Source organism: Phenylobacterium soli, from assembly GCF_003254475.1.
GTDB classification, from domain to species: Bacteria; Pseudomonadota; Alphaproteobacteria; order Caulobacterales; family Caulobacteraceae; genus Phenylobacterium; species Phenylobacterium soli.
Window position 1 is genome coordinate 126,478 of sequence record NZ_QFYQ01000002.1, and the last position, 20,009, is coordinate 146,486.

Below are 20,009 nucleotides of genomic sequence, written 5' to 3' on the forward strand. Positions count from 1 at the left end.
GGGCTCGGCGGCGAACGGCTAAGGTGGGCGCGATCCCTCGGCGCGCAAGGCCATGGATCAAGCCCGAGTGTGACGTTGCGGCAGCGCGGGCGCGGTCTAAGCTTGCCGCAAAGCCGGCGACGACCGGAGACAAGAACATGGGGAGGAGACGGACATGGGCCAGTTGATCAGCGGCGACCGCACACTGGGTTCCGAGGCGCTCGCCGAGCGCGCCGCGCGGGCGGCCAGCGGACTGAAGAGCCTGGGCCTCGGCGCCGGCGACCTCGTGGCCCTCTACCTGCGCAACGACTTCGCCTTCTTCGAGGCCAGCGCCGCGGCCGGCCTGCTCGGCGCCTATCCGACGCCGGTGAACTGGCACTACACGCCGGTGGAGGCGCGCTACCTGTTCGAGAACTCCGGCGCCAAGGCGATCGTCATCCACGCCGACCTGCTGGCCGGGGTGCGCGAGGCGATCCCAGAGGGCGTGCCGGTGATCGTCGTCCCCACCCCGCCGGAGATCGCCCAGGCCTATGGCGTCGACCCGAAGCTGACCCAGCCGCCGCCCGGCTTTCCGATCTGGGACGAGTGGCTGAAGGGCTTCGCGCCGCTCGCCGAGCCGCTGGCCGAAGCGCCGGGGACGGTGATCTACACCTCCGGCACCACCGGTCATCCCAAGGGCGTGCGCCGCGCCCCGCCGACGCCGGAGCAGGCCGCCATGACCGGCGCCGTGATCGCCCGCGCCTTCGGCTTCGTGGGCTTCGGAACGCCGGACGAGATCGTCACGGTGATGACCGGGCCGATGTACCACTCGGCGCCCAATGCCTACGGCCTGGCCTCGGCGCGCCTGGGCGCCACGGTGATCCTGGAGCCGCGCTTCGATCCCGAAGAGCTGCTGCAGATGATCGAGCGCTACAGGGTCACGCACCTGCACATGGTGCCGATCATGTTCAACCGGCTGCTGAAGCTGCCCGACGACGTGAAGACGAAGTACGACCTGTCGTCCCTGCGCTTCGTGGTCCACGCCGCCGCGCCCTGTCCGGCGCCGGTGAAGCGGGCGATGATCGAGTGGTGGGGCCCGGTGATCAACGAGTACTACGGCTCGACCGAGACCTCGGCCGTGGTGTTCTGCACCTCGGAGGATTGGCTCAGGCACCCCGGCACGGTGGGCAAGGCCTGGCCGGAGGCCGACGTGCGGGTGATCGACGCCGAGGGCCGCACCCTGCCGCCGCACGAGGTCGGCGAGGTGGTCGCGCGCATCAAGGGCATGGCCGACTTCACATATCACGGCGACGACCAGAAGCGCCGCGACAGCGAGAAGGTCGGGCTGATCGCGCCGGGCGACGTCGGCTATTTCGACGAGGACGGCTTCCTCTACCTCTGCGACCGGGCCAAGGACATGATCATCTCCGGCGGGGTGAACATCTACCCGGCCGAGATCGAGGGCGAGCTCGCCAAGATGCCCGGCGTCGCCGACTGCGCGGTGTTCGGCATCCCCGACGAGGAGTTCGGCGAGGGCGTCTGCGCGTTCGTCCAGCCGATGCCCGGCATCGACCTCACCGAGCAGGAGGTGAAGACCTGGTTGCGCGGCCAGGTGGCCGGCTACAAGGTCCCCAAGCGGGTCGAGATCGCCGCCGAGCTGCCGCGCGAGGACTCGGGCAAGATCTTCAAGCGCAAGCTTCGCGAGCCATTCTGGGAAGGGCTCGATCGGCGCATCTGACAGGGACTTTCAACCGGGGCTTTCAACCGGGGCTTTCAACGGGGGGCGGCATGGATCGCGGGTGGGCTTTGGCGGCGGCGCTCGGCGCGGGCCTCGCCATGGCTTCGACGGCGGCGGCCGAGCCGCCCACTGTGGTTCTGGAGCCCCAGGGCGTTTGGACCGCCGGCGAGGCCGCGCCACACACCGGCTGGGTGGTCGTCGTTCAGGGCCACAAGATCGCCGCCGTCGGGCCCAAGGCCGCGATCGCCGTTCCGGCCGGCGCGGAGACCATCGCCCTGCCCGGTCAGACGCTGATGCCCGGCCTGATCGAGCTGCACTCGCACCTCCTGCTGCATCCCTACAACGAGACCCTGTGGGACGATCAGGTGCTCAAGGAGCCGCCCTACTACCGCGTGCTGCGGGCCGGACGCGACGCGACGCGCACTCTGATGGCCGGCGTCACCACCGTCCGCGACCTCGGCACCGAGGGGGCGGGCGACGCCGACGTCCAGCTCAAGCGGGCGATCGAGGAGGGGATGGTCGCCGGGCCGCGGATGTTCGTCTCCACCCGGGCGATCGTCGCCACCGCCTCGTATGGCCCGCGCAAGGGCTTCCGCGTCGACGCCGAGCTGCCGCAGGGCGCCCAGGAGGTCACCGGCGCGGTCGAGGGCGTGAAGGCGGTGCGCGAGCAGGCCGCCGCCGGCGCCGACTGGATCAAGCTCTATGGCGACTATCGCGTCGGCCCCAGGAACACCACCGAGCCCATCTTCAGCCAGGCCGAGATGGACGCCATGGTCGCCGCCGCCCACGACGGCGGGCGTCCGGTGGCGGTGCACGCCACCGGCGACGAGGGCGTGCGCCGCGCGGTGACCGCCGGCGCCGACACCATCGAGCACGGCTACGCGGCGAGCGAGGCGACCTTCCGGCTGATGAAGGCCAGGGGCGCGGCCTATGTGCCGACCCTCACCGCCGTCGAGGCCTATTCGACCTACTTCCAGCACCACCGCCCAGGCGATCCGCCGACCGCCGACATGGTCGAAGCCGAGCGCACCTTCCGCACCGCCCTGAAGGTCGGCGTCACCATCGGCGCAGGCTCCGACGTCGGCGTCTTCCCGCACGGCGAGGAATGGCGCGAGCTGGCCTGGATGGTGAAGGACGGCATGACCCCGGTCCAGGCGCTCACCGCCGCGACGGCGGTCAACGCCAGGCTCCTGCGCCGCGAGGCCGACCTCGGCCGCGTCGCGCCGGGCCAGGTCGCCGACCTCGTCGCCGTGGCCGGCGATCCGACCGCCGACATCGCCGCGCTGAAGGACGTCCGGTTCGTGATGAAGGACGGCAAGATCTACCGCCGCCCTTGAGCCCACCTGTCGGGTCGCCTCGGCGTCGTTCGTCCTTGGTCCAGGATAGCGAAGGAGGCGGCGATGACCGCAGGGACGACGACGATGGATGCCCCGGGGCTCCGCGCCAATGCGCAGGTCTGGACCGGGCGGATCATGAGCGGGCTGTTCGTGGCCTTCATGCTCATGGACATGAGCATGAAGCTGATGCGCATGCCCCAGGTGGAGGACTACGGCCGCCAGCTCGGCCTGCCGGCCGGGTCCGGCTTCGGCATCGGGGTCGGCGAGCTCTTCATCACCGCCCTCTACCTCTACCCGCGGACCTCCGTGCTCGGCGCCGTGCTGGTCGCCGCCTTCATGGGCGGAACGGTGGCGGTCCATTGGACGCATGGCGATCCGCTGTTCAGCCACGTGCTGTTCGGCGTCTACCTGGCCCTGCTCGCCTGGGGCGGCCTGTGGCTGCGGGAGCCGAGGCTGCGGGCGCTGCTCCCGATGGGAACGGCTGAGTTCCGGAGAAAATAAGGCGGCATTTGGAACAAGCGCTGCGCTCGTCCTGTTGGCCCAAGCGTCGCCAGGGGACGGCCGACGATTTTGTTCATTTCAGGATGCGGGCCAATCACATGCAGATCGAAGACGCCATCAACCGGGCCAAGGCGGATCGCCGCCAGTTTCTGTCCACCGCCGGCAAGTTCGCCGTCGTGGTGCCGCCGACCATGACGGTCCTTCTGTCCACGACGATGTCCTCGCCGGCCATCGCCGCCTCCGGCGGCGTGTCCCACGGCAACAACGGCGTCGGCAACGGCGTCGACCCGCAACCCCCGGGCAACCCGCCGGTGAACGACGGGCCCGGGACCGGTCCCGGCAATCCCGGGAACCAGGGCGGAGCCGGCGGCTGATCTGGACTCGCTGATCCGGCCGGAGGCGTCTGCGGCGCTCGCCGCAGGCGCCTCCTTCCGCCCCTCACCCGCCGTTCGACACCTGTCGCTCGGCGAGCGGCCGCTGCTGTTCAGCGCGCGCCGGCGGCAGATCTACGAGCTCAACGCCACGGCGGACCTGATCTGGCGCGGCCTCGCGGCCGGCCGGGTTGCCGAGGACGTGGCGCGCGATCTCCTCGCCGTCGGCGCGGGGCGGGCCGAGGCGGCGGCCTATGTCGCCGATGCGGCGCGCGCCTGGATGGCGGCAGGCTGCCTCGCTCCGCGCGAGGTGCTCGAAGTCCAGCCGGCGCCGCACGCCGTTCGCCGGGTGCGGCTCGACGAACTCACCCTCGACCTGCGCTTTTCCGGCGAGGCCTCGCCCGCGACGTTCGACCCGGTGTTCGGCCAGCTCTATGAGGCGGGCGAGAGGGGCGCTGGCGACAGCGCCGCCGGGCGCCTGGACCTGGTTGGCCAGGACGGCCTCGTCTTCCTGCTGAAGGACGGCGAACCGCTCGCCGCCGCGCCGCCGCCCGACGCCAGCGCCCTCCTGAAGGCCGAGCTGACCGAGGCCTACGTCGAAAGCGTGGAGACCGGGTTTCTGGCTCATGGGGCCCTGCTGGTCCGCGGCGAGGCGACGCTGATCGTCAGCGGCGCGCCGGGGGCAGGCAAGACCACCCTCACCCTCGCCCTGGCCAGTTCGGGCTGGACCTATGGCGGCGACGACATCGTGCGCATCGATCCGGACGCGCGGGTCCGCGGCGCGCCCTTCGCGGCGGCGGTGAAGTCCGGGGCCTGGGCGCTGGCCGCCCGCTTCGCGCCCGATCTCCTCGGCCTGCCCATCGCCCTGCGCGCCGACGGCCAGCAGGTGCGCTACTGGCGACCTGCCCGCCTCGCCGACCGTGCGCCCCGCGCGCCCACCGCCGTCGTGCTCCTGGCGCGCCAGGCGGGCGCCGCGGCGAGCCTCGAAGCCATCGCGCCGCTCGAGGCCCTGCATGCGCTCGTCGAGAGCGCCTACGCGGCGCACTGGCGGCTCGACGGCGACGCCCTCGCCGCCCTCGCCGGCCGCCTCGAGACCGCGACCTGCGCGCGGCTCGTCTACGAGGACCTCGACGCGGCCGTGGCCCTCATCGAGAGCCTGGGGTGAACCGGCTCGCGGCCCTGCAGGCGCTGAGCGCGCTGATGCGGGGCGCGCCGCCTGCGGATTGCGACTGGATGGAGATCCTGCGGCTCGCCAACGAGGCCCTGCTGACGCCGCAGCTGCATGCCGCCGTGGAGGACGCCGGACGGCTGGACGCCTTGCCGGCGGAGGTGCGGACCTTCACGACCGAGGTCTTCACCCGCAACCGCGAGCGCAATCGCCGCCTCTTCGCCCAGCTCGCCGAGGCGGTGGCCGTGCTCAACGCCGCGGGCGTGCAGCCCGGCCTCCTGAAGGGCGCCGCCCTGTGGGCCGCGAGCGGATGTCCAGAAAGCTTCGACCGGATGATGAACGACCTCGACCTCCTGGTGCGCCCCGAGGAGGCGCCGCGCGCCGTCGAAGCCCTGGAAGCGGCCGGCTTTGCGGCGGCCAAGCGCCACGAGGGCCCCCGCGTCCATGTGGTCGCCGAGCTGGGCCGGCCGCAGGACGTCGGCTTCCTCGACCTGCACCAGCGCCCGCCCGGGCCGCCGGGTCTGGCCGAGGCTCCCGCCATCGAGGCCCGCCTGCGGCCGCTCCGCTGGCAGGGCCTTTCGCTGCGGACCCCGGATCCGGCGCTGCAGGTCTTCTTCCTGGTCCTCCATGACCAGTTCCACGACGGCGACTACTGGAGCGGCGCCTTCTCCCTGCGCCACCTCGTCGACATCGCCGCCCTGAGCCGGGCGCCGGAAGGAGTCGATTGGCAGGGGCTTGAGGCCCTGGCCCGCACGGGCCTCGCCCGCCACGCCCTCGCCGCCCAGCTCGCCGCCGCCGAGGCCATCGCCGACGCGGACGTCCCACCCACGATCCGGCGGCGCCTGTGGCCGCGCCTGCAGCACGCCCGGCGCATGGCGCAGTTCCGCTGGCCGATGGCCGCCGGTCCGCTCGGCGCGGCGGCGGTGATCAGCGAGGCGCCCTGGATCCTCGCCCACCGGGCCGCCGACCGGCGCGATCAGGCGCGGCTGTTCGGCGCGCCGGCCAGGGCGAGCTGGGCGGACCGGCTCGAACGTCTGCGCCAGGTGCTCGGCGGCTTCGCCGACGGCAAGGTCTAGGCCGGCTCTGCGGCCCGCCTGGCGGCCTCGGCGAACCACGGGGTCATCCGGCGGATGGCTTCCTCCACCTCCGGCGTCGAGACGGCGAAGCTGAAGCGCACGAAGTGCTTGCCCTCCACCGGGTCGAAGTCGACGCCCGGCGCGGTGGCGACCCCGGTGTCGCGCAGCAGCTGCTTGCAGAAGGCGAGGCTGTCGCTCGTCAGGTGGCCGACGTCAGCCCAGACGTAAAAGGCGCCGTCCGGCGGGGCGATCTCCTTCAGGCCCAGTTGCGGCAGAGCGGCGAGCAGCAGGGCGCGGTTGGCCCGGTAGACCGCGACATTGGCCTCCAGCTCCTCGGTCGCGTCCATGGCCGCGAGCGCGGCGTGCTGGGCGAGCGAGGGGGCGGTCAGGAAGAGGTTGCCGACGAAGGCGCGGCAGCGGGAGAGATCGGCCTTGGGCGCGACCAGCCAGCCGAGCCGCCAGGGCGCCATGGAGTAGTACTTGGAGAACGAGTTCACGATCAGGGCCGTGGGCTCGAACTCCAGCATCGAGTGGGTCGGGCCGACGTAGCTGAGCCCGTGGTAGATCTCGTCGGAGACGATGCGGATGTTCCGCCGCCGGCAGACCTCGGCGATGGCTTTCAGCTCCTCCGGCGGCAGGATCGTGCCGGTGGGATTGGCGGGGCTCGCGACGATGACGCCGGCCGGCGCGGGCTCGACCGCCTCGAGGGCGGCGGCGGTGATCTGGAAGCGCTCGTTGTGGCCGGCGGCGATCTCCACCGGCTCCATGTGCAGCGCCTTCACCGTGTTGCGGTAGGCGACGTAGCCCGGCCGGGCCATGGCGATCCGCGCCCCCGGCTCGAAGCTCGCCGCCAGGGCCAGGACGAGCGCCGCCGAGGCCCCGCAGGTCATGATGATCTGCCGCGGATCGACTTCCACGCCATAGGTGTCGCGGTAGTGCCGGGCCAGCCGCTGGGTCAGAGCCGAGCTCTCCCAGTAGCCCATCGGGTCAGTGTCCAGCACATGGTGGGCCGCCGCGATCGCGGCCTTGGGCGCCGGCGTCGAGGGCTGGCCGAACTCCATGTGGATGATCGAGCGCCCCTGGGCCTTCAGCTCGTGGGCGAGGACGCTGACGCCGATGGCGTGGAACGGATCGATCTGGGCGGACATGGCGCCTGACCTACCCTCTTCCGCGTCGTCCCGGAAGCCGCGCGAAACCGGGATGACACCGCGCAGGCGGAGCTTTAAGCCCGAGGCCGATGTCCGCGCCCTCCGCTCCCTCGACCCGCCGGATCCTGACCGCCAGCCTCGTGGGCACGGCGGTCGAGTTCTACGACTTCTACATCTACGCCACCGCCGCCTCGCTGGTGCTGGGCGGCCTGTTCTTCCCCAAGGCCTCGCCCTCGGCGCAGCTGATGAGCTCCTACGCCACCTTCGCGGTCGCCTTCTTCGCCCGGCCCGTGGGCGCGGCCTTCTTCGGCCACTTCGGCGACCGGATCGGGCGCAAGTCGACGCTGGTGGCGAGCCTGATGACCATGGGCGGCTCGACGGTGCTCATCGGCCTGCTGCCGACCTACGAGCTCGCCGGCTGGCTCGCGCCCTTCCTGCTCTGCGTGCTGCGCTTCGGCCAGGGCTTCGGACTCGGCGGCGAATGGGGCGGCGCGGCCCTCCTCGCCATCGAGAACGCCCCGCCCAAGTGGCGCGCGCGCTTCGGCATGTTCCCCCAGCTCGGCGCGCCGGTGGGCTTCATCGCCGCCAACGGCCTTTTCCTGATCCTCGGCCTCCTGCTGAGCCCTGACCAGTTCAAGGCCTGGGGCTGGCGCATCCCCTTCCTGCTGTCGGCGATCCTCGTCGGCCTCGGCCTGTGGGTGCGGCTGAAGATCACCGAGACGCCGGTCTTCAAGGAAGCGATGGAAGCGGCCGAGCCGTCCGCCGTGCCGATGGCCGAGGTGGTGAAGCGCCATCCCCTGCGCCTCCTCGGCGGCACCTTCGCCGTGGTCGCCTGCTTCGCCATCTTCTACCTCGCGACGGCCTTCGCCCTGGGCTACGGCGTGGCCACCCTTCACTACAGCCGCACGACCTTCCTCGGCGTCGAGCTCGGGGCCATCGTCTTCCTGGCCGCCGGCATCCTGATCGCCGGCTGGTGGTCGGACCGCACCACCCCGCGCCACGTGCTGCTGGCCGGCTGCCTCGGCACGATCGCCGTCGGCCTCGTCATGGGACCTGTGATGGGCGCGGGCTCGCTGGTCGCGATCTGGGCCTGGCTGTCGGCCGCCCTCTTCATGATGGGCTTCGTCTATGGCCCGCTCGGCGCCTTCCTGCCGGCGCTGTTCCCGCCGCGGGTGCGCTACTCCGGCACCTCCATCGCCTTCAACGTCGGCGGCATCCTGGGCGGCGGCCTCGCGCCTATGGTCGCCCAGGCCCTGGCGGACAGGGGCGGGCTGACGCCGGTCGGCTGGTACCTGGCGGCCGCCGCAGCGGTGAGCTTCGTCGCCATCGCCCCGCTGAAGCGCGAAGCCTGAAGATGCTCCCCCTCAGGGGGAGCTGTCGCGGAGCGACTGAGGGGGTTGAGAGTCAGGACATTTGCAGGCCCGTGAGCGGCGCCCCTCGGCCCTCTAGGCCACCTCCCCTCGTGGGGGAGGATTTCTAGACCGGCTCCTCGCCCGCCACCGTGGTGCGATGCATGACCCGCAGGTGGCCGTCGTAGCCGCCCTCGGCGAAGTGGACCGTGCAGCGGTTGTCCCACATCAGCAGCATGCCCGGCCGCCACTTGTGCCGGTAAACGAACCGCTCCTCGGTCATGTGCTTGAAGAGGAAGCCGAGGATCGCCGCGCTTTCCGCGGGCGTCATACCCTCGATCCCCACCGTATAGACCGGCGAGACGTAGAGAGCCTTGCGGGCCGTGACCGGGTGCGTGCGCACCAGCGGGTGCGTCAGGGACTTGTCGGCCTCGGAGGAGACGATGATCTCCATGGTCCGCTTCTCGGTCTCCCGGGCGAAGACGCCCTGGGTCCCATAGGCGCAGGTCGCGGAATGGACGGCGCGAAGTCCGGACAGCATCTCGCGAAAGGTGGGCGACAGGGCCTCGTACGCGGCCGCGCAGTCGGCGAACAGGGTGTCGCCGCCCACCGGCGGCACCACCTCGGAGCGCAGCAGCGTCGCCGCCGGCGGCGTCTTCTGGAAGCTCCAGTCCGAATGCCAGCCGGCCCCGAAGTTGGTCGCCTTCTCGTCCGGCTCGCGGCGCAGCTCCAGCACGTTGGGATGGCCGGGCATCGGCTTGATGAACGGGTCCTCGCCGAACGGCCCGATCGCCTGGGTGAAGGCCTCGAGCTGATCCAGCGTCAGCGGCTGGTCGGGGAAGGCCACGACCGCGTGACGGGCCCAGGCGGCCTTCACATCGGCCAACTGCTCCTTAGATAAGGGGCGGGTGAGATCGAGGCCGACGATCTCCGCGCCGAAGCCGGACGGCTGCGCGGTGACGCGAAGGGTTCGATAAGGGCTTTCGGCTTCCTGCAACATCGCCCGACCTTTCCTCACCCCGCGTCAATGCGCGAGGCTTTCAAAACACCTGTTTGCCACTTCTGGCCCGAGACTGTAATCGATCCCCGCCATGACCGTTCTCGAAACCTCCGACGACGCCCTGATCAACCTGGTCCCGGACCGGACGGTGAACGCCCGCGAGGTGTTCGGCGTCAACTTCGACATGAAGGTCCCCGCGTTCAGCGAGCGCGACCCGCACGTGCCGGAGGTGGACGAGGCCTACAAGTTCGACCCCGAGACCACCCAGGCGATCCTCGCCGGCTTCGCCTTCGACCGCCGGGTGATGGTCCAGGGCTATCACGGCACCGGCAAGTCGACGCACATCGAGCAGGTCGCCGCGCGGCTGAACTGGCCGCTGATCCGCGTGAACCTCGACAGCCACGTGAGCCGGATCGACCTCGTCGGCAAGGACGCCATCGTCCTGAAGGAAGGCAAGCAGGTCACCGAGTTCCGCGAAGGCATCCTGCCCTGGACGATCCAGCGCCCGATCGCCCTCGTCTTCGACGAGTACGACGCCGGCCGTCCGGACGTGATGTTCGTGATCCAGCGCGTGCTGGAGGCCCAGGGCAAGCTGACCCTGCTCGACCAGAACCGCGTCATCCGGCCGAACAAGTTCTTCCGCCTGTTCTCGACGACCAACACCATCGGTCTCGGCGACACGACGGGGCTCTATCACGGCACCCAGCAGATCAACCAAGGCCAGATGGACCGCTGGTCCATCGTCACCACGCTCAACTACCTGGCGCACGACGTCGAGGCGGAGATCGTGCTGGCCAAGGCCCCGGCCTACAACACCGCCGAGGGCAAGCGGACGATCAACGCCATGGTGCGCGTCGCCGACATGACCCGGAATGCTTTCATGAACGGCGACATCTCGACGGTCATGAGCCCCCGCACGGTGATCACCTGGGCCCAGAACGCCGAGATCTTCGGCGGCGACATCGCGCTCGCCTTCCGGATGACCTTCCTCAACAAGTGCGACGAGCTGGAGCGCGGCACCGTCGCCGAGTTCTTCCAGCGCGCCTTCGGCCAGGACCTGCCGGAGAGCACGGCGCGGGTGCGGGTGGCCTAACGTCGGCAGATGCTCCCCCACAGGGGGAGCTGTCGCGAAGCGACTGAGGGGGCTGGAAGGCACGGCGTCTGACGCTCGTGGGCTTGAACCCCCTCCGGTCCTCCGGACCCTCTCCCCCTGGGGGGAGGATCTCCCCCCATTTCACCGGTGAAATGGCTGGACCGTAGCGGCCCCTCGCGCGATCCTCTGGGCATAGCTGCCTAAAGAATTTCAGGGGGAAACCAATGGCTGGGCCGATGGCTGGGAAGGTGCTGGCCGCGCTCGCTCTGAGCGCGGGCTTCGTGATGGCCGCCGCAAGCGCTCAGGCGCAACAGGCGCCGGCGAAGAACGACTATGCGAAGGTGGAGAACTGGCTCTGCCGGCCGGGCAAGACGGACGGCAACGCCTGCGGCTACGACCTGACGACCACCATCGTGCAGGCGAACGGCAAGGAGAGCGTCGAGCGCTACCGGCCGAACCCCAAGGCGCCGATCGACTGCTTCTACGTCTATCCCACGGTCTCCAACGATCCCGGCGTGATCTCCGACATGAAGCCGGGGCTGGAAGAGCAGAACGTCGTCAAGCAGCAGTTCGCCCGCCTCGGCGCCAAGTGCCGCCTCTACGCCCCGCTCTATCGCCAGGTGACGCTCACCGCCCTGCGCGCCGGCATCGCCGGCAAGCCCCTGCCCGGCTCGGCCGATCCGAAGATCCGCGGCGTCGGCTACGAAGACGTGGTCGACGCCTGGAACTACTATCTGGCGCACGACAACCACGGCCGTGGCGTGGTCCTCGTCGGCCACTCCCAGGGTTCGGGCGTGCTGACCAACCTCATCAAGAACGAGATCGACGGGAAGCCGGCGCAGAAGAAGCTCGTGTCGGCGATCCTGATGGGCACGCGCCTGCCGGTCGACGCCGGCAAGGACACCGGCCTCTTCCAGCACGTGCCGCTGTGCCGCAAGGCCAGCCAGACCGGCTGCGTCATCGCCTATGCGAGCTTCCGCGACACCGTCCCGCCGCCGGCCAACAGCCGCTTCGGAAAGGCGGACGGCGGGCGCGAGGCGGCCTGCACCAACCCGGCGAACCTCGCCCCCGGCGGCAAGGGCGCCCTGCACGCCTACCTGACCAACGCCGGCCCCGACATCGCCGACGCCGACCGGCGCAAGGTGGAGTGGGTGAAGGGCAAGGCCAATCCCGACACGCCCTTCGTCTCGGCGCCGGGCCTGCTCTCGGCCGAGTGCGTCAGCAAGGACGGCTTCAACTACCTGCAGGTCCACGTGAACGCCGACCCGGCCGACCCGCGGGCCGACGACATCAACGGCGACGTGGTCGTGTTCGGAAAGGTCAGCGCCGACTGGGGCCTGCACCTGATCGACGCCAACCTGGCCATGGGCAACCTGATGGACATCGTCGGCGCCGAGACCAAGGCCTACCTCGCGAAGAAATAGGCCCCCGAATGCTCCCCCTGAGGGGGGAGCTGTCCGGAACGGACTGAGGGGGTCGAAGGGCGCGGCGTCTGACGCTGCGGGCTTCACCCCCCTCCGGCCTGTGGCCACCTCCCCCTGAGGGGAGGAATTCCTCAGTCGCCCGCGACCTTCCGCCCGGCCCAGAAGCCGAGCACCAGGAAGACCACGAAGCCCACCAGGAACAGGAAGAACAGGAACTTCGCGATACCGGCCGCTGCGCCGGCCACGCCGGTGAAGCCGAGGCCGCCGGCGATCAGGGCGACGATCGCGAAGATCAGGGCCCATTTGAGCATTTCGCTCTCCTTCAGGTTGCCAAGGCCTGCTTCAGACCTCGGCCCGGGTAACGTGCCCGCGGCAAAGCCTGTTCCTCCGCCTCACCTGTTCGTGCGGGAAACCGCGTTGCCTCCGATCCTTGTTTCACCTGGGGGCAATGCTGATCTAAGACGGACAGCGAGATGGCCAAGAATCCCGAAAGCCCGTTGGAGCCCTTCAAGCGCGCCCTGGCGAACGCCGCGCGATCGCTTGCCGAGACGCCCGATCTCGAGATCGTCTACTCGGGCGAAGGCCCGCAGCTTTCGGGCAAGCGGGCGGTGCTGCCGCACCCGCCGCGCGACCTGACGCCCACCGACGCCGCCCGCATCCGCGGCCTCGCCGACCAGATGGCGCTGCGCCTCGCCCACCACGACGCCGGCGTCCACGCCAAGGGCCGCCCGGCCTCGGCCGGCGGCGCGCCGATCTACGACGCCATCGAGGCCGCGCGCGTGGAGGCTATCGGCGCCAACGCCCTCGGCGGCGTGCGCGAGAACCTCAAGGCCGTGGTGGAGCAGGCCTGGGCCAAGCGCTCGTTCAACCAGATCGAAGCCCTGGCCAACCCGCCGCTCGCCGAGGTCATCGGCCTGATGGTTCGCGAGCGCCTGACCGGCGAGCCGCCGCCCGCCATGGCCCAGCCGCTGGTCAACCTCTTCAAGGCCGACGTCGAGGCCAAGGCCGGCGCCGACCTCGACAAGCTGGAAGCCTCGATCGGCGACCAGAAGGCCTTCGCCAAGATCGCCCGCACCATCCTGCGCGATCTCGACATGGGCGATGATCTCTCCGAGGCGCCCGACCAGCCGGACCAGGCCGAGGACGAGGGCGAAGAGGGCGAACCCGAGGCCCAGGACCAGAACGAAGAGGGCGAGGGCGAAGGCCGCTCGCCCCAGCAGACCGCCATGGACGAGGACGAGGCGACCCACCGCGAGAGCCAGGACGCCGACTCCCAGATGATGGAGGCCGAGGAGAACCCCGACGCCGAGGACACCGACGAGCCGCCGGACATGGGCGAGGGCGATCAGCCCGCCCGGCCGGAGTTCTCGGGTGAAGGCAAGGTGGCCACCTACAAGGTCTTCACCACCGGTCACGACGAGATCGTCGCCGCCGAGGAGCTCTGCGACGGCGAGGAGCTGACCCGGCTGCGCGCCTACCTCGACCAGCAGCTCGCCAGCCTCTCGAGCGTCGTCTCGCGCCTCGCCAACAAGCTGCAGCGGCGCCTGCTCGCCCAGCAGAACCGCACCTGGAGCTTCGACCTCGAGGAAGGCGTGCTCGACGTCTCGCGCCTCACCCGGGTGATCACCGACCCGACCGCGCCGCTCTCCTTCAAGGAGGAGGCCGACACCGAGTTCCGCGACACGGTCGTGACCATCCTCATCGATAACTCCGGCTCGATGCGCGGGCGGCCGATCATGGTGGCGGCGGTCTGCGCCGACATCCTGGCGCGCACCCTCGAGCGCTGCGGCGTGAAGACCGAGATCCTCGGCTTCACCACCCGCGCGTGGAAGGGCGGCCAGGCCCGCGAGGACTGGCTGAAGGCCGGCAAGCCCGCCCAGCCGGGCCGGCTGAACGACCTGCGCCACATCATCTACAAGGCCGCCGACGCGCCCTGGCGGCGGGCCCGGCGCAACCTCGGCCTGATGATGCGCGAGGGGCTGCTCAAGGAGAACATCGACGGCGAGGCCCTGATGTGGGCGCACCAGCGCCTGATCGGCCGGCCCGAGCAGCGCCGCATCCTGATGGTCATCTCCGATGGCGCGCCCGTCGACGATTCGACCCTGTCGGTGAACTCCGGCCACTACCTCGAGCGCCACCTGCGCGAGGTGATCGCCGAGATCGAGGGCAAGAGCCCGGTGCAGCTGATCGCCATCGGCATCGGCCACGACGTCACCCGCTACTATCGCCGGGCCGTAACCATCGTCGACGTCGAGCAGCTCGCCGGCGTCATCGTCGAGCAGCTCGCCGAGCTCTTCGAGGAAGAGCCCGAGAAGCTGACCCGCCGGGCCCTGGCCGGGCTGCTGCAGCCGCCGCCGAACACCGAAGGGCCCAAGCCCACCATGCGCCGCTCCACCTTCAAGGAAGTGCGGAGAGCCGTGGCGTGAGGCTCGGCTGGGGGGCTCTGGCCGCGGCGCTGGCGCTCGCCGCCTGCGCGCCCCAGGCGCCCCTGCCCGAACATCCCCTGCCCTACGGCGCGCCGATCCGCATCGACGCCCAGCCCGTGCCGCTCAATCCGGCCGATCCGCGCCAGGACCGCATCGGCGACTTCGCCTACGCCGGCGGCCTGCTGCTCACCTCGCGCGACACGGCGCGCCTGCACGGGCTTTCGGACCTGAAGGTCTGGCCCGACGGGCGGCTGCTGGCCGAGGGCGACGAGGGCGACCAGCTCACGGCCCGCCTGGTGCTCGATGCCCACGGCCGGCCGCAGGGGCTCGCCGAGGCCCATCTCACGGCGATCAAGGGCGAGGATGGCGTCGAGCTGCACGCCAAGGGCGACCGCGAGGCCGATTCCGAGGGGGTCGCGGACCTGCCGAACGGCGACCGGCTCGTCAGCTTCGAACAGCACGACCGCATCCTCCTCTATCCGAAGGCCGGCGGGCCGCCGCGGCCGGCGCCCTATCCGCAGATCCGCTACGTCTTCAACAAGGGAATGGAGGCGCTCGTCGCCGACCCCTCGGTCGCGCCGGACGCCTATCGCGTGGGCATCGAGGCGACCGGCGAGACCTTCCTGTGCCGCGTCTCGACCAGCTGCACGGCCACGGGCCGCATCGACCTCGAGGGCCTGGAGCTCTCCGGCATGGACCTGCTGCCCGGCGGGCGCACGGCCTATCTGCTGCGCGGCTACTCGGCGCTGCGCGGCAATGTCATCCGCTTGAAGGTGGTCGACCGCGCCGGCGCGGTGCTCGACGAGATGGAGATCAAGCGGCCACTCACCGTCGACAACTTCGAGGGCGTCGCCGCTGTGCCGCAGGGGAGCGGGAAGATCCGCTTCTACCTGATCTCGGACGACAACTTCGGGACCTACAACGGCCTGCCCACCGACCAGAAGACCTACCTCCTGGCCTTCGACTGGACGCCCAGATAGCCAAACAAAAAGGCCGCCCTTGCGGGCGGCCTCTTCGGAACGACACGTGAAGGTCGCGCTTAGGCGACGGGCTGCTCGGCGAGCTTGGCCTTCACCTGACGCTTGATCTTCAGGGCGCGCGGCGACAGGTCCTCGTCGCGGGCCTTCAGCAGGAAGGCGTCGAGGCCGCCCTTGAAGTCCAGGGTGCGCAGCGCGGCATTGGTGACCCGCAGCCTGAACGACTGGCCGAGCGCGTCCGACTGCAGGGTCGTGGGCGACAGGGCCGGCAGGAAGCGGCGCTTGGTCTTGATGTTCGAGTGGCTCACGTTGTGGCCGACAAGCGGGCCAACACCCGTGAGTTCGCAACGGCGCGACATGGCGAAAAAACCTTCGCGGGAAGAAAAGGACGGCGGGCCGGGCCCGCGGGAGCGCGCGATATAGAGGAAGGGGCCTGCCGACGTCAAGGCGAGGACGTCGAATCGCCGACTTTCTCGCCGGGCCATCCGCTTGACCCTAGTGGCGAAGCAGCTTCCAGATACAAGATCTAGCGGTGAACAAAGATCGAATTGCTGCGAGTCAGTGATTCGGACGCGCTTTGTGCGCCCCGCGTTCCCGATCATCGCGACACCATCGCCTCTCTCAGCGCGCCGACGCGCAGCCGCGGCCTTGCCGTCTGCCGCTTCTGGGTTTAATAACTGACCGGTCAGTTATCAGAGGCGCACATGCTCGCGGGGGCTCCCAAATTCCGCCGCCGCAAGGCCGACCGGCCGGGCGAGATCGTCCAGGCGGCGCTGCAGGTGTTCTCCGAGAAGGGATTCGCCGCCGCCCGGCTCGACGAGATCGCCGCCCGCGCCGGGGTCTCCAAGGGCGCGCTCTATCTCTACTTCGAGACCAAGGAGGACCTGTTCCGCGCCGTGGTGGAGCAGGCCATCGCCCCCAACATCCAGGCCGTGCGGGCCATGATCGCCGCCCATCCCGGCCCCTTCGCCGACCTCCTGCGCCTCGTGCCCGAGCGGATCGCCGGTCTCCTCGAGACCCTGCCGGTGGGCGGAGTGGTGAAGATGGTCATCGGCGAGGCCGGAAATTTCCCCGAGCTCGCCCGGGTCTGGCACGACCGGCTGGTGGCCCAGGCGCTGGGCGCCATGACCGACGCGGTCGCCGCCGCCCAGGCGCGCGGCGAGGTGAAGCCCGGCGATCCCCGGACCTACGCCATGCAGCTCATCGCTCCCCTGCTGGTCGGCGTCATCTGGCGCGAAACCTTCGTGCCGGTGGGCGCGGCGGCCTTCGACGTCGCCGCGGTCGCCCGCCAGCACGTGGAGACCATGCTCGGCGGCATGCTCGCAGAAGGAGCACGGTCATGAACCGGCAGCGCATACTGGTCGCAGTCCTCCTGGTCCTCGCCCTGGCGATCGTCGGGGGCCTCGTGCTGATGCCGCGCTTCAGCCCGCCCCGGACGCTCACCGGCTATGTAGAGGGCGAGCCGCTCTATCTCGCCGCCCCGGTGGCCGGCACGGTCACCGCCATGCGGGTCGCCCGCGGCGACGAGGTGAACGCCGGCGCCGAGCTCTTCGCCATCGATCCTAAGCAGGTGATCTCCACCCGCGACCAGGCCGCGGCGGAGACCCAGGCCGCCGAGGCCCAGGCCACCGACGTGCGCAAGGGCCAGCGGCCGGTGGAGATCGCGGTCTACGAGGCCAATATCGCCGCCGCCGAGGCCCGGGCCCGCGACGCCGAGGCCCAGTTCCGGCGCGTCGCCGCCCTCGCCGCCAAGGGCTTCGAATCCAGGGCAGCGCTCGACGACGCCCGCGCGAGCGCCCAGGCCGCCGAGGCCCAGGCCGCCGCGGCCCGCCGCCAGCGCGACGCCGCCACCCTGGGGGCCCGCGCCGACCAGATCCGCGCCGCCGACGCCCGCGTGCGCCAGGCCCAGGCGAGCCTCGCCGGCGCGAGCGCCCGGCTCGCCGACATCGCTCCCAAAGCCCCCGAGTCGGCCCGCGTGGAGGACGTCTTCTTCCAGCAGGGCGAATGGGCGCCGGCCAACCAGCCGATCCTCTCGCTGCTCCCGGACTCGCGGATCTATGTGAAGGTGTTCGTCCCCGAACAGGCCTTGTCGGCCTACCGGGTCGGCCGCACGATCCGTTTCTCCTGCGACGGCTGCGCCAAGGGCCTGACCGCCAGGATCACCTATGTGAGCCCGAGGCCGGAGTTCACCCCGCCGGTGATCTACAGCCGCGACGCCCGCGACCGGCTCGTCTACCAGATCCGCGCCCTGCCCTCGGTCAGGCTCAATCCCGGCCAGCCGGTCGACGTCCTTCCGCTGGAGGCGGGGCGGTGACGACGCCCGCCCCGTCACTCGCCATCGACGTCGCCGACCTCAACAAGAGCTTTGGCGACAAGCGGGTGGTGCAGGACGTCACCATCCAGGTGGCGGAGGGGCGGATCTGCGGCTTCCTGGGTCCCAACGGCTCGGGCAAGACCACGACCCTGCGCATGCTCTGCGGCCTGCTCACCCCGGATAGCGGACGCGGGACGTGCCTCGGCTACGACATCCTGAAGCAGGCGGACGAGATCAAGCGGCGGACCGGCTACATGACCCAGAGGTTCTCGCTCTACGAGGACCTTTCGATCGCCGAGAACCTCGAGTTCATCGCCCGCGTCTACGGCCTCGACCGGCGCCGCCAGCGGGTCGCCGACGCCCTGGACCGGCTCGGCCTCTCGGCGCGCCGCGGCCAGCTCGCCGGCACGCTCTCCGGCGGTTGGAAGCAGCGCCTGGCCCTCGCCGCCGCCACCCTGCACGAGCCGAATCTGCTCCTCCTCGACGAGCCCACCGCCGGGGTCGACCCGAAGGCGCGCCGGACCTTCTGGGACGAGATCCACGCCCTGGCCGGCGAGGGCCTGACGGTGCTGGTCTCCACCCACTACATGGACGAGGCCGAGCGCTGCCACGAGATCGCCTACATCAGCTACGGCAAGCTGATCGCCCGCGGCACGGCCCGCGAGGTGGTCGAGAGCGCGCACATCTTCACCTTCCACGGCGAGGGCGATGGGATCGGCCGCCTGGCCCACGAGCTCACCGGCAAGCCCGGCGTCGAGACCGTCGCGCCCTTCGGCGCGGCCCTGCACGTCAGCGGTCCGGACCGCCAGGCCCTCGCCGCCGCCATAGCCCCCTACCGCCGCGAGCCTTGGCGCTGGGAAGAGGTCCCGCCGACCCTCGAGGACGTCTTCATCCACCTGATGGGCCGCGCGGAGGACAACTTTAAATGAGCGGCTTTTCCGGCCTCCGGATCCTGGCCGTCATGGCCAAGGAGTTCAAACAGCTCACCCGCGACCGCCTGACCTACGCCATGATGCTGCTGATCCCGGTCGTGCAACTCCTGCTGTTCGGCTACGCGATCAATTCCGAGCCGCGACACCTGCCGACCGCCGTCCTCGTGCAGGAGGATTCGCGCCTGTCGCGCTCGATCCTCGCCAGCCTGAAGAACTCCGCCTACTTCGATCTCGAGAAGGTGGTCCGCAGCCCCGGCGAACTCGACGAGCTGATCCGCTCCGGCCAGGTCCAGTTCGCCCTGACCATTCCCGGCGACTTCACCCGCCGCGTGGCGCGCGGCGACAGGGCTCAGATTCTCGTGGAGGCCGACGCCACCGACCCGTCCGCCACCGGCGGGGCGGTCGCGGCCCTGGCCGGCTTGCCGAAACAGGCCCTGGCCGAGGACCTGAAGGGCGCGCTCGCGCCGCGCTCGGCCGCCGCCCCGCCGTTCGAGGTGGTGGTCCACGCGCGCTACAACCCCGAGGCCATCACCCAGTACAACATCGTGCCGGGGCTGCTGGGCGTCATCCTCTCGATCACCCTCGTCATCATGACCGCCCTGTCGGTGACCCGCGAAACCGAGCGGGGCACGATGGAGAGCCTGCTCGCCACGCCCGTCGAGCCGATCGAGGTGATGATCGGCAAGCTCGCGCCCTATGTGCTGGTGGGCCTCACCCAGACGGCGATCATCCTGCTCCTGGCGCGGTTCCTGTTCCACGTGCCGATGCAGGGCGGCTGGACCGGCCTCTTCGCCGGCGTCGCCCTGTTCATCGTCGGCTCGCTCGCCCTGGGCTTCCTGATCTCGACGGTCGCCCGCTCGCAGCTCCAGGCCATGCAGATGAGCTTCTTCTACATGCTCCCCTCGATCCTGCTGTCGGGCTTCATGTTCCCCTTCCGCGGCATGCCGGCCTGGGCGCAGTTCATCGGCCAGGTGATTCCGGTGACCCACTTCCTGCGGGTCGTCCGCGGCTCCCTACTCAAGGGCCAGTCGCTGGCGGACCAGTGGCGCGAACTCGCGGCCCTGCTGGCCTTCGTCTGCATCGTCACGGCCCTGGCCATGATCCGCTATCGGCGCACTCTCGACTGACCGGGCTACGGCGCGGGTTACAGCGAATTAACCGGCGATCGGCGGCCAAGCCGCCTAGGTTCGCCCCCAA

Annotated in this window: 19 protein-coding genes; 15 read left to right on the forward strand and 4 right to left on the reverse strand. The window is 70.6% G+C overall.

The window, feature by feature from the left end; genetic code table 11:
- Positions 1–154: 154 nt before the first annotated feature.
- The 6 genes from DJ017_RS18030 (at position 155) to DJ017_RS18055 (ending at position 6,149) form a co-directional block, all read left to right on the forward strand.
- On the forward strand, positions 155–1,696 hold the full coding sequence (locus tag DJ017_RS18030; protein WP_111530292.1) for an acyl-CoA synthetase: 1,542 nt from the start codon (positions 155–157) through the stop codon (positions 1,694–1,696).
- Positions 1,697–1,746: 50 nt separating this feature from the next.
- The gene (locus tag DJ017_RS18035; RefSeq protein WP_111530293.1) at positions 1,747–3,033 is read left to right on the forward strand and encodes a metal-dependent hydrolase family protein; all 1,287 of its coding nucleotides are present in this window, start codon (positions 1,747–1,749) and stop codon (positions 3,031–3,033) included.
- Positions 3,034–3,096: 63 nt separating this feature from the next.
- The gene (locus DJ017_RS18040; RefSeq protein WP_227000240.1) at positions 3,097–3,534 is read left to right on the forward strand and encodes a DoxX family protein; all 438 of its coding nucleotides are present in this window, start codon (positions 3,097–3,099) and stop codon (positions 3,532–3,534) included.
- Between the two features lie 98 nt (positions 3,535–3,632).
- Positions 3,633–3,908, forward strand: coding sequence for a hypothetical protein (locus DJ017_RS18045; RefSeq protein ID WP_111530295.1), 276 nt, complete (start codon positions 3,633–3,635; stop codon positions 3,906–3,908).
- A 199-nt stretch (positions 3,909–4,107) separates the two neighbouring features.
- Positions 4,108–5,070 carry a P-loop NTPase family protein gene (locus DJ017_RS18050; RefSeq protein ID WP_111530296.1) on the forward strand — a complete coding sequence of 321 codons (963 nt, stop codon included), beginning with the start codon at positions 4,108–4,110 and terminating at the stop codon, positions 5,068–5,070.
- Positions 5,067–6,149 (forward strand): nucleotidyltransferase family protein, encoded by a 1,083-nt coding sequence (locus DJ017_RS18055; protein WP_111530297.1) that lies wholly within the window; start codon positions 5,067–5,069, stop codon positions 6,147–6,149. The genes DJ017_RS18050 and DJ017_RS18055 overlap by 4 nt, the downstream gene beginning before the upstream one ends.
- Here the strand turns inward: DJ017_RS18055 and DJ017_RS18060 are convergent.
- Positions 6,146–7,297, reverse strand: coding sequence for a pyridoxal phosphate-dependent aminotransferase (locus DJ017_RS18060; RefSeq protein ID WP_111530298.1), 1,152 nt, complete (start codon positions 7,295–7,297; stop codon positions 6,146–6,148). The two genes, DJ017_RS18055 and DJ017_RS18060, sit on opposite strands and share 4 nt — an antisense overlap.
- A gap of 89 nt (positions 7,298–7,386) precedes the next feature.
- On the opposite strand from DJ017_RS18060, the gene DJ017_RS18065 reads away from it, so the two are divergent.
- Positions 7,387–8,649, forward strand: a complete 1,263-nt coding sequence (locus DJ017_RS18065) for an MFS transporter (RefSeq protein ID WP_111530299.1) — start codon at positions 7,387–7,389, stop codon at positions 8,647–8,649.
- A 124-nt stretch (positions 8,650–8,773) separates the two neighbouring features.
- Here the strand turns inward: DJ017_RS18065 and DJ017_RS18070 are convergent, their stop codons facing one another.
- Complete coding sequence (locus tag DJ017_RS18070; protein WP_111530300.1) at positions 8,774–9,646, reverse strand: TauD/TfdA dioxygenase family protein; 873 nt, start codon at positions 9,644–9,646, stop codon at positions 8,774–8,776.
- 91 nt (positions 9,647–9,737) lie between these two features.
- On the opposite strand from DJ017_RS18070, the gene cobS reads away from it, so the two are divergent.
- Together cobS and DJ017_RS18080 are read left to right on the forward strand one after the other, a co-directional pair.
- On the forward strand, positions 9,738–10,739 hold the full coding sequence (cobS, locus tag DJ017_RS18075; protein ID WP_111530301.1) for a cobaltochelatase subunit CobS: 1,002 nt from the start codon (positions 9,738–9,740) through the stop codon (positions 10,737–10,739).
- A gap of 236 nt (positions 10,740–10,975) precedes the next feature.
- Positions 10,976–12,163 carry a DUF3089 domain-containing protein gene (locus DJ017_RS18080; RefSeq protein WP_111530302.1) on the forward strand — a complete coding sequence of 396 codons (1,188 nt, stop codon included), beginning with the start codon at positions 10,976–10,978 and terminating at the stop codon, positions 12,161–12,163.
- A gap of 131 nt (positions 12,164–12,294) precedes the next feature.
- Here the strand turns inward: DJ017_RS18080 and DJ017_RS18085 are convergent, their stop codons facing one another.
- The gene (locus DJ017_RS18085) at positions 12,295–12,474 is read right to left on the reverse strand and encodes a DUF1328 family protein (RefSeq protein WP_111530303.1); all 180 of its coding nucleotides are present in this window, start codon (positions 12,472–12,474) and stop codon (positions 12,295–12,297) included.
- A gap of 162 nt (positions 12,475–12,636) precedes the next feature.
- Here DJ017_RS18085 and cobT point away from each other — a divergent pair, with 162 nt between their 5' ends.
- The gene (cobT, locus tag DJ017_RS18090; RefSeq protein WP_111530304.1) at positions 12,637–14,589 is read left to right on the forward strand and encodes a cobaltochelatase subunit CobT; all 1,953 of its coding nucleotides are present in this window, start codon (positions 12,637–12,639) and stop codon (positions 14,587–14,589) included.
- Positions 14,586–15,569, forward strand: coding sequence for an esterase-like activity of phytase family protein (locus tag DJ017_RS18095; RefSeq protein WP_111530305.1), 984 nt, complete (start codon positions 14,586–14,588; stop codon positions 15,567–15,569). Before cobT ends, DJ017_RS18095 begins: the two co-directional genes overlap by 4 nt.
- A gap of 59 nt (positions 15,570–15,628) precedes the next feature.
- Here the strand turns inward: DJ017_RS18095 and rpmB are convergent, their stop codons facing one another.
- On the reverse strand, positions 15,629–15,925 hold the full coding sequence (rpmB, locus tag DJ017_RS18100; protein ID WP_111530306.1) for a 50S ribosomal protein L28: 297 nt from the start codon (positions 15,923–15,925) through the stop codon (positions 15,629–15,631).
- A gap of 345 nt (positions 15,926–16,270) precedes the next feature.
- On the opposite strand from rpmB, the gene DJ017_RS18105 reads away from it, so the two are divergent.
- Genes DJ017_RS18105 through DJ017_RS18120 form a run of 4 tightly spaced genes read left to right on the forward strand, consistent with a single transcriptional unit; the run spans position 16,271 to position 19,939 of the window.
- Entirely contained in the window at positions 16,271–16,909 is a 639-nt protein-coding gene (locus DJ017_RS18105; RefSeq protein WP_111530307.1) for a TetR/AcrR family transcriptional regulator, read from the forward strand.
- A complete protein-coding gene (locus tag DJ017_RS18110; RefSeq protein WP_111530308.1) occupies positions 16,906–17,880 on the forward strand; it encodes an HlyD family secretion protein in 975 nt (324 codons plus the stop codon). Before DJ017_RS18105 ends, DJ017_RS18110 begins: the two co-directional genes overlap by 4 nt.
- Positions 17,877–18,809 carry an ABC transporter ATP-binding protein gene (locus DJ017_RS18115; protein ID WP_111530309.1) on the forward strand — a complete coding sequence of 311 codons (933 nt, stop codon included), beginning with the start codon at positions 17,877–17,879 and terminating at the stop codon, positions 18,807–18,809. The genes DJ017_RS18110 and DJ017_RS18115 overlap by 4 nt, the downstream gene beginning before the upstream one ends.
- Positions 18,806–19,939, forward strand: a complete 1,134-nt coding sequence (locus DJ017_RS18120) for an ABC transporter permease (protein ID WP_111530310.1) — start codon at positions 18,806–18,808, stop codon at positions 19,937–19,939. Before DJ017_RS18115 ends, DJ017_RS18120 begins: the two co-directional genes overlap by 4 nt.
- The last annotated feature ends 70 nt before the right edge of the window (positions 19,940–20,009 follow it).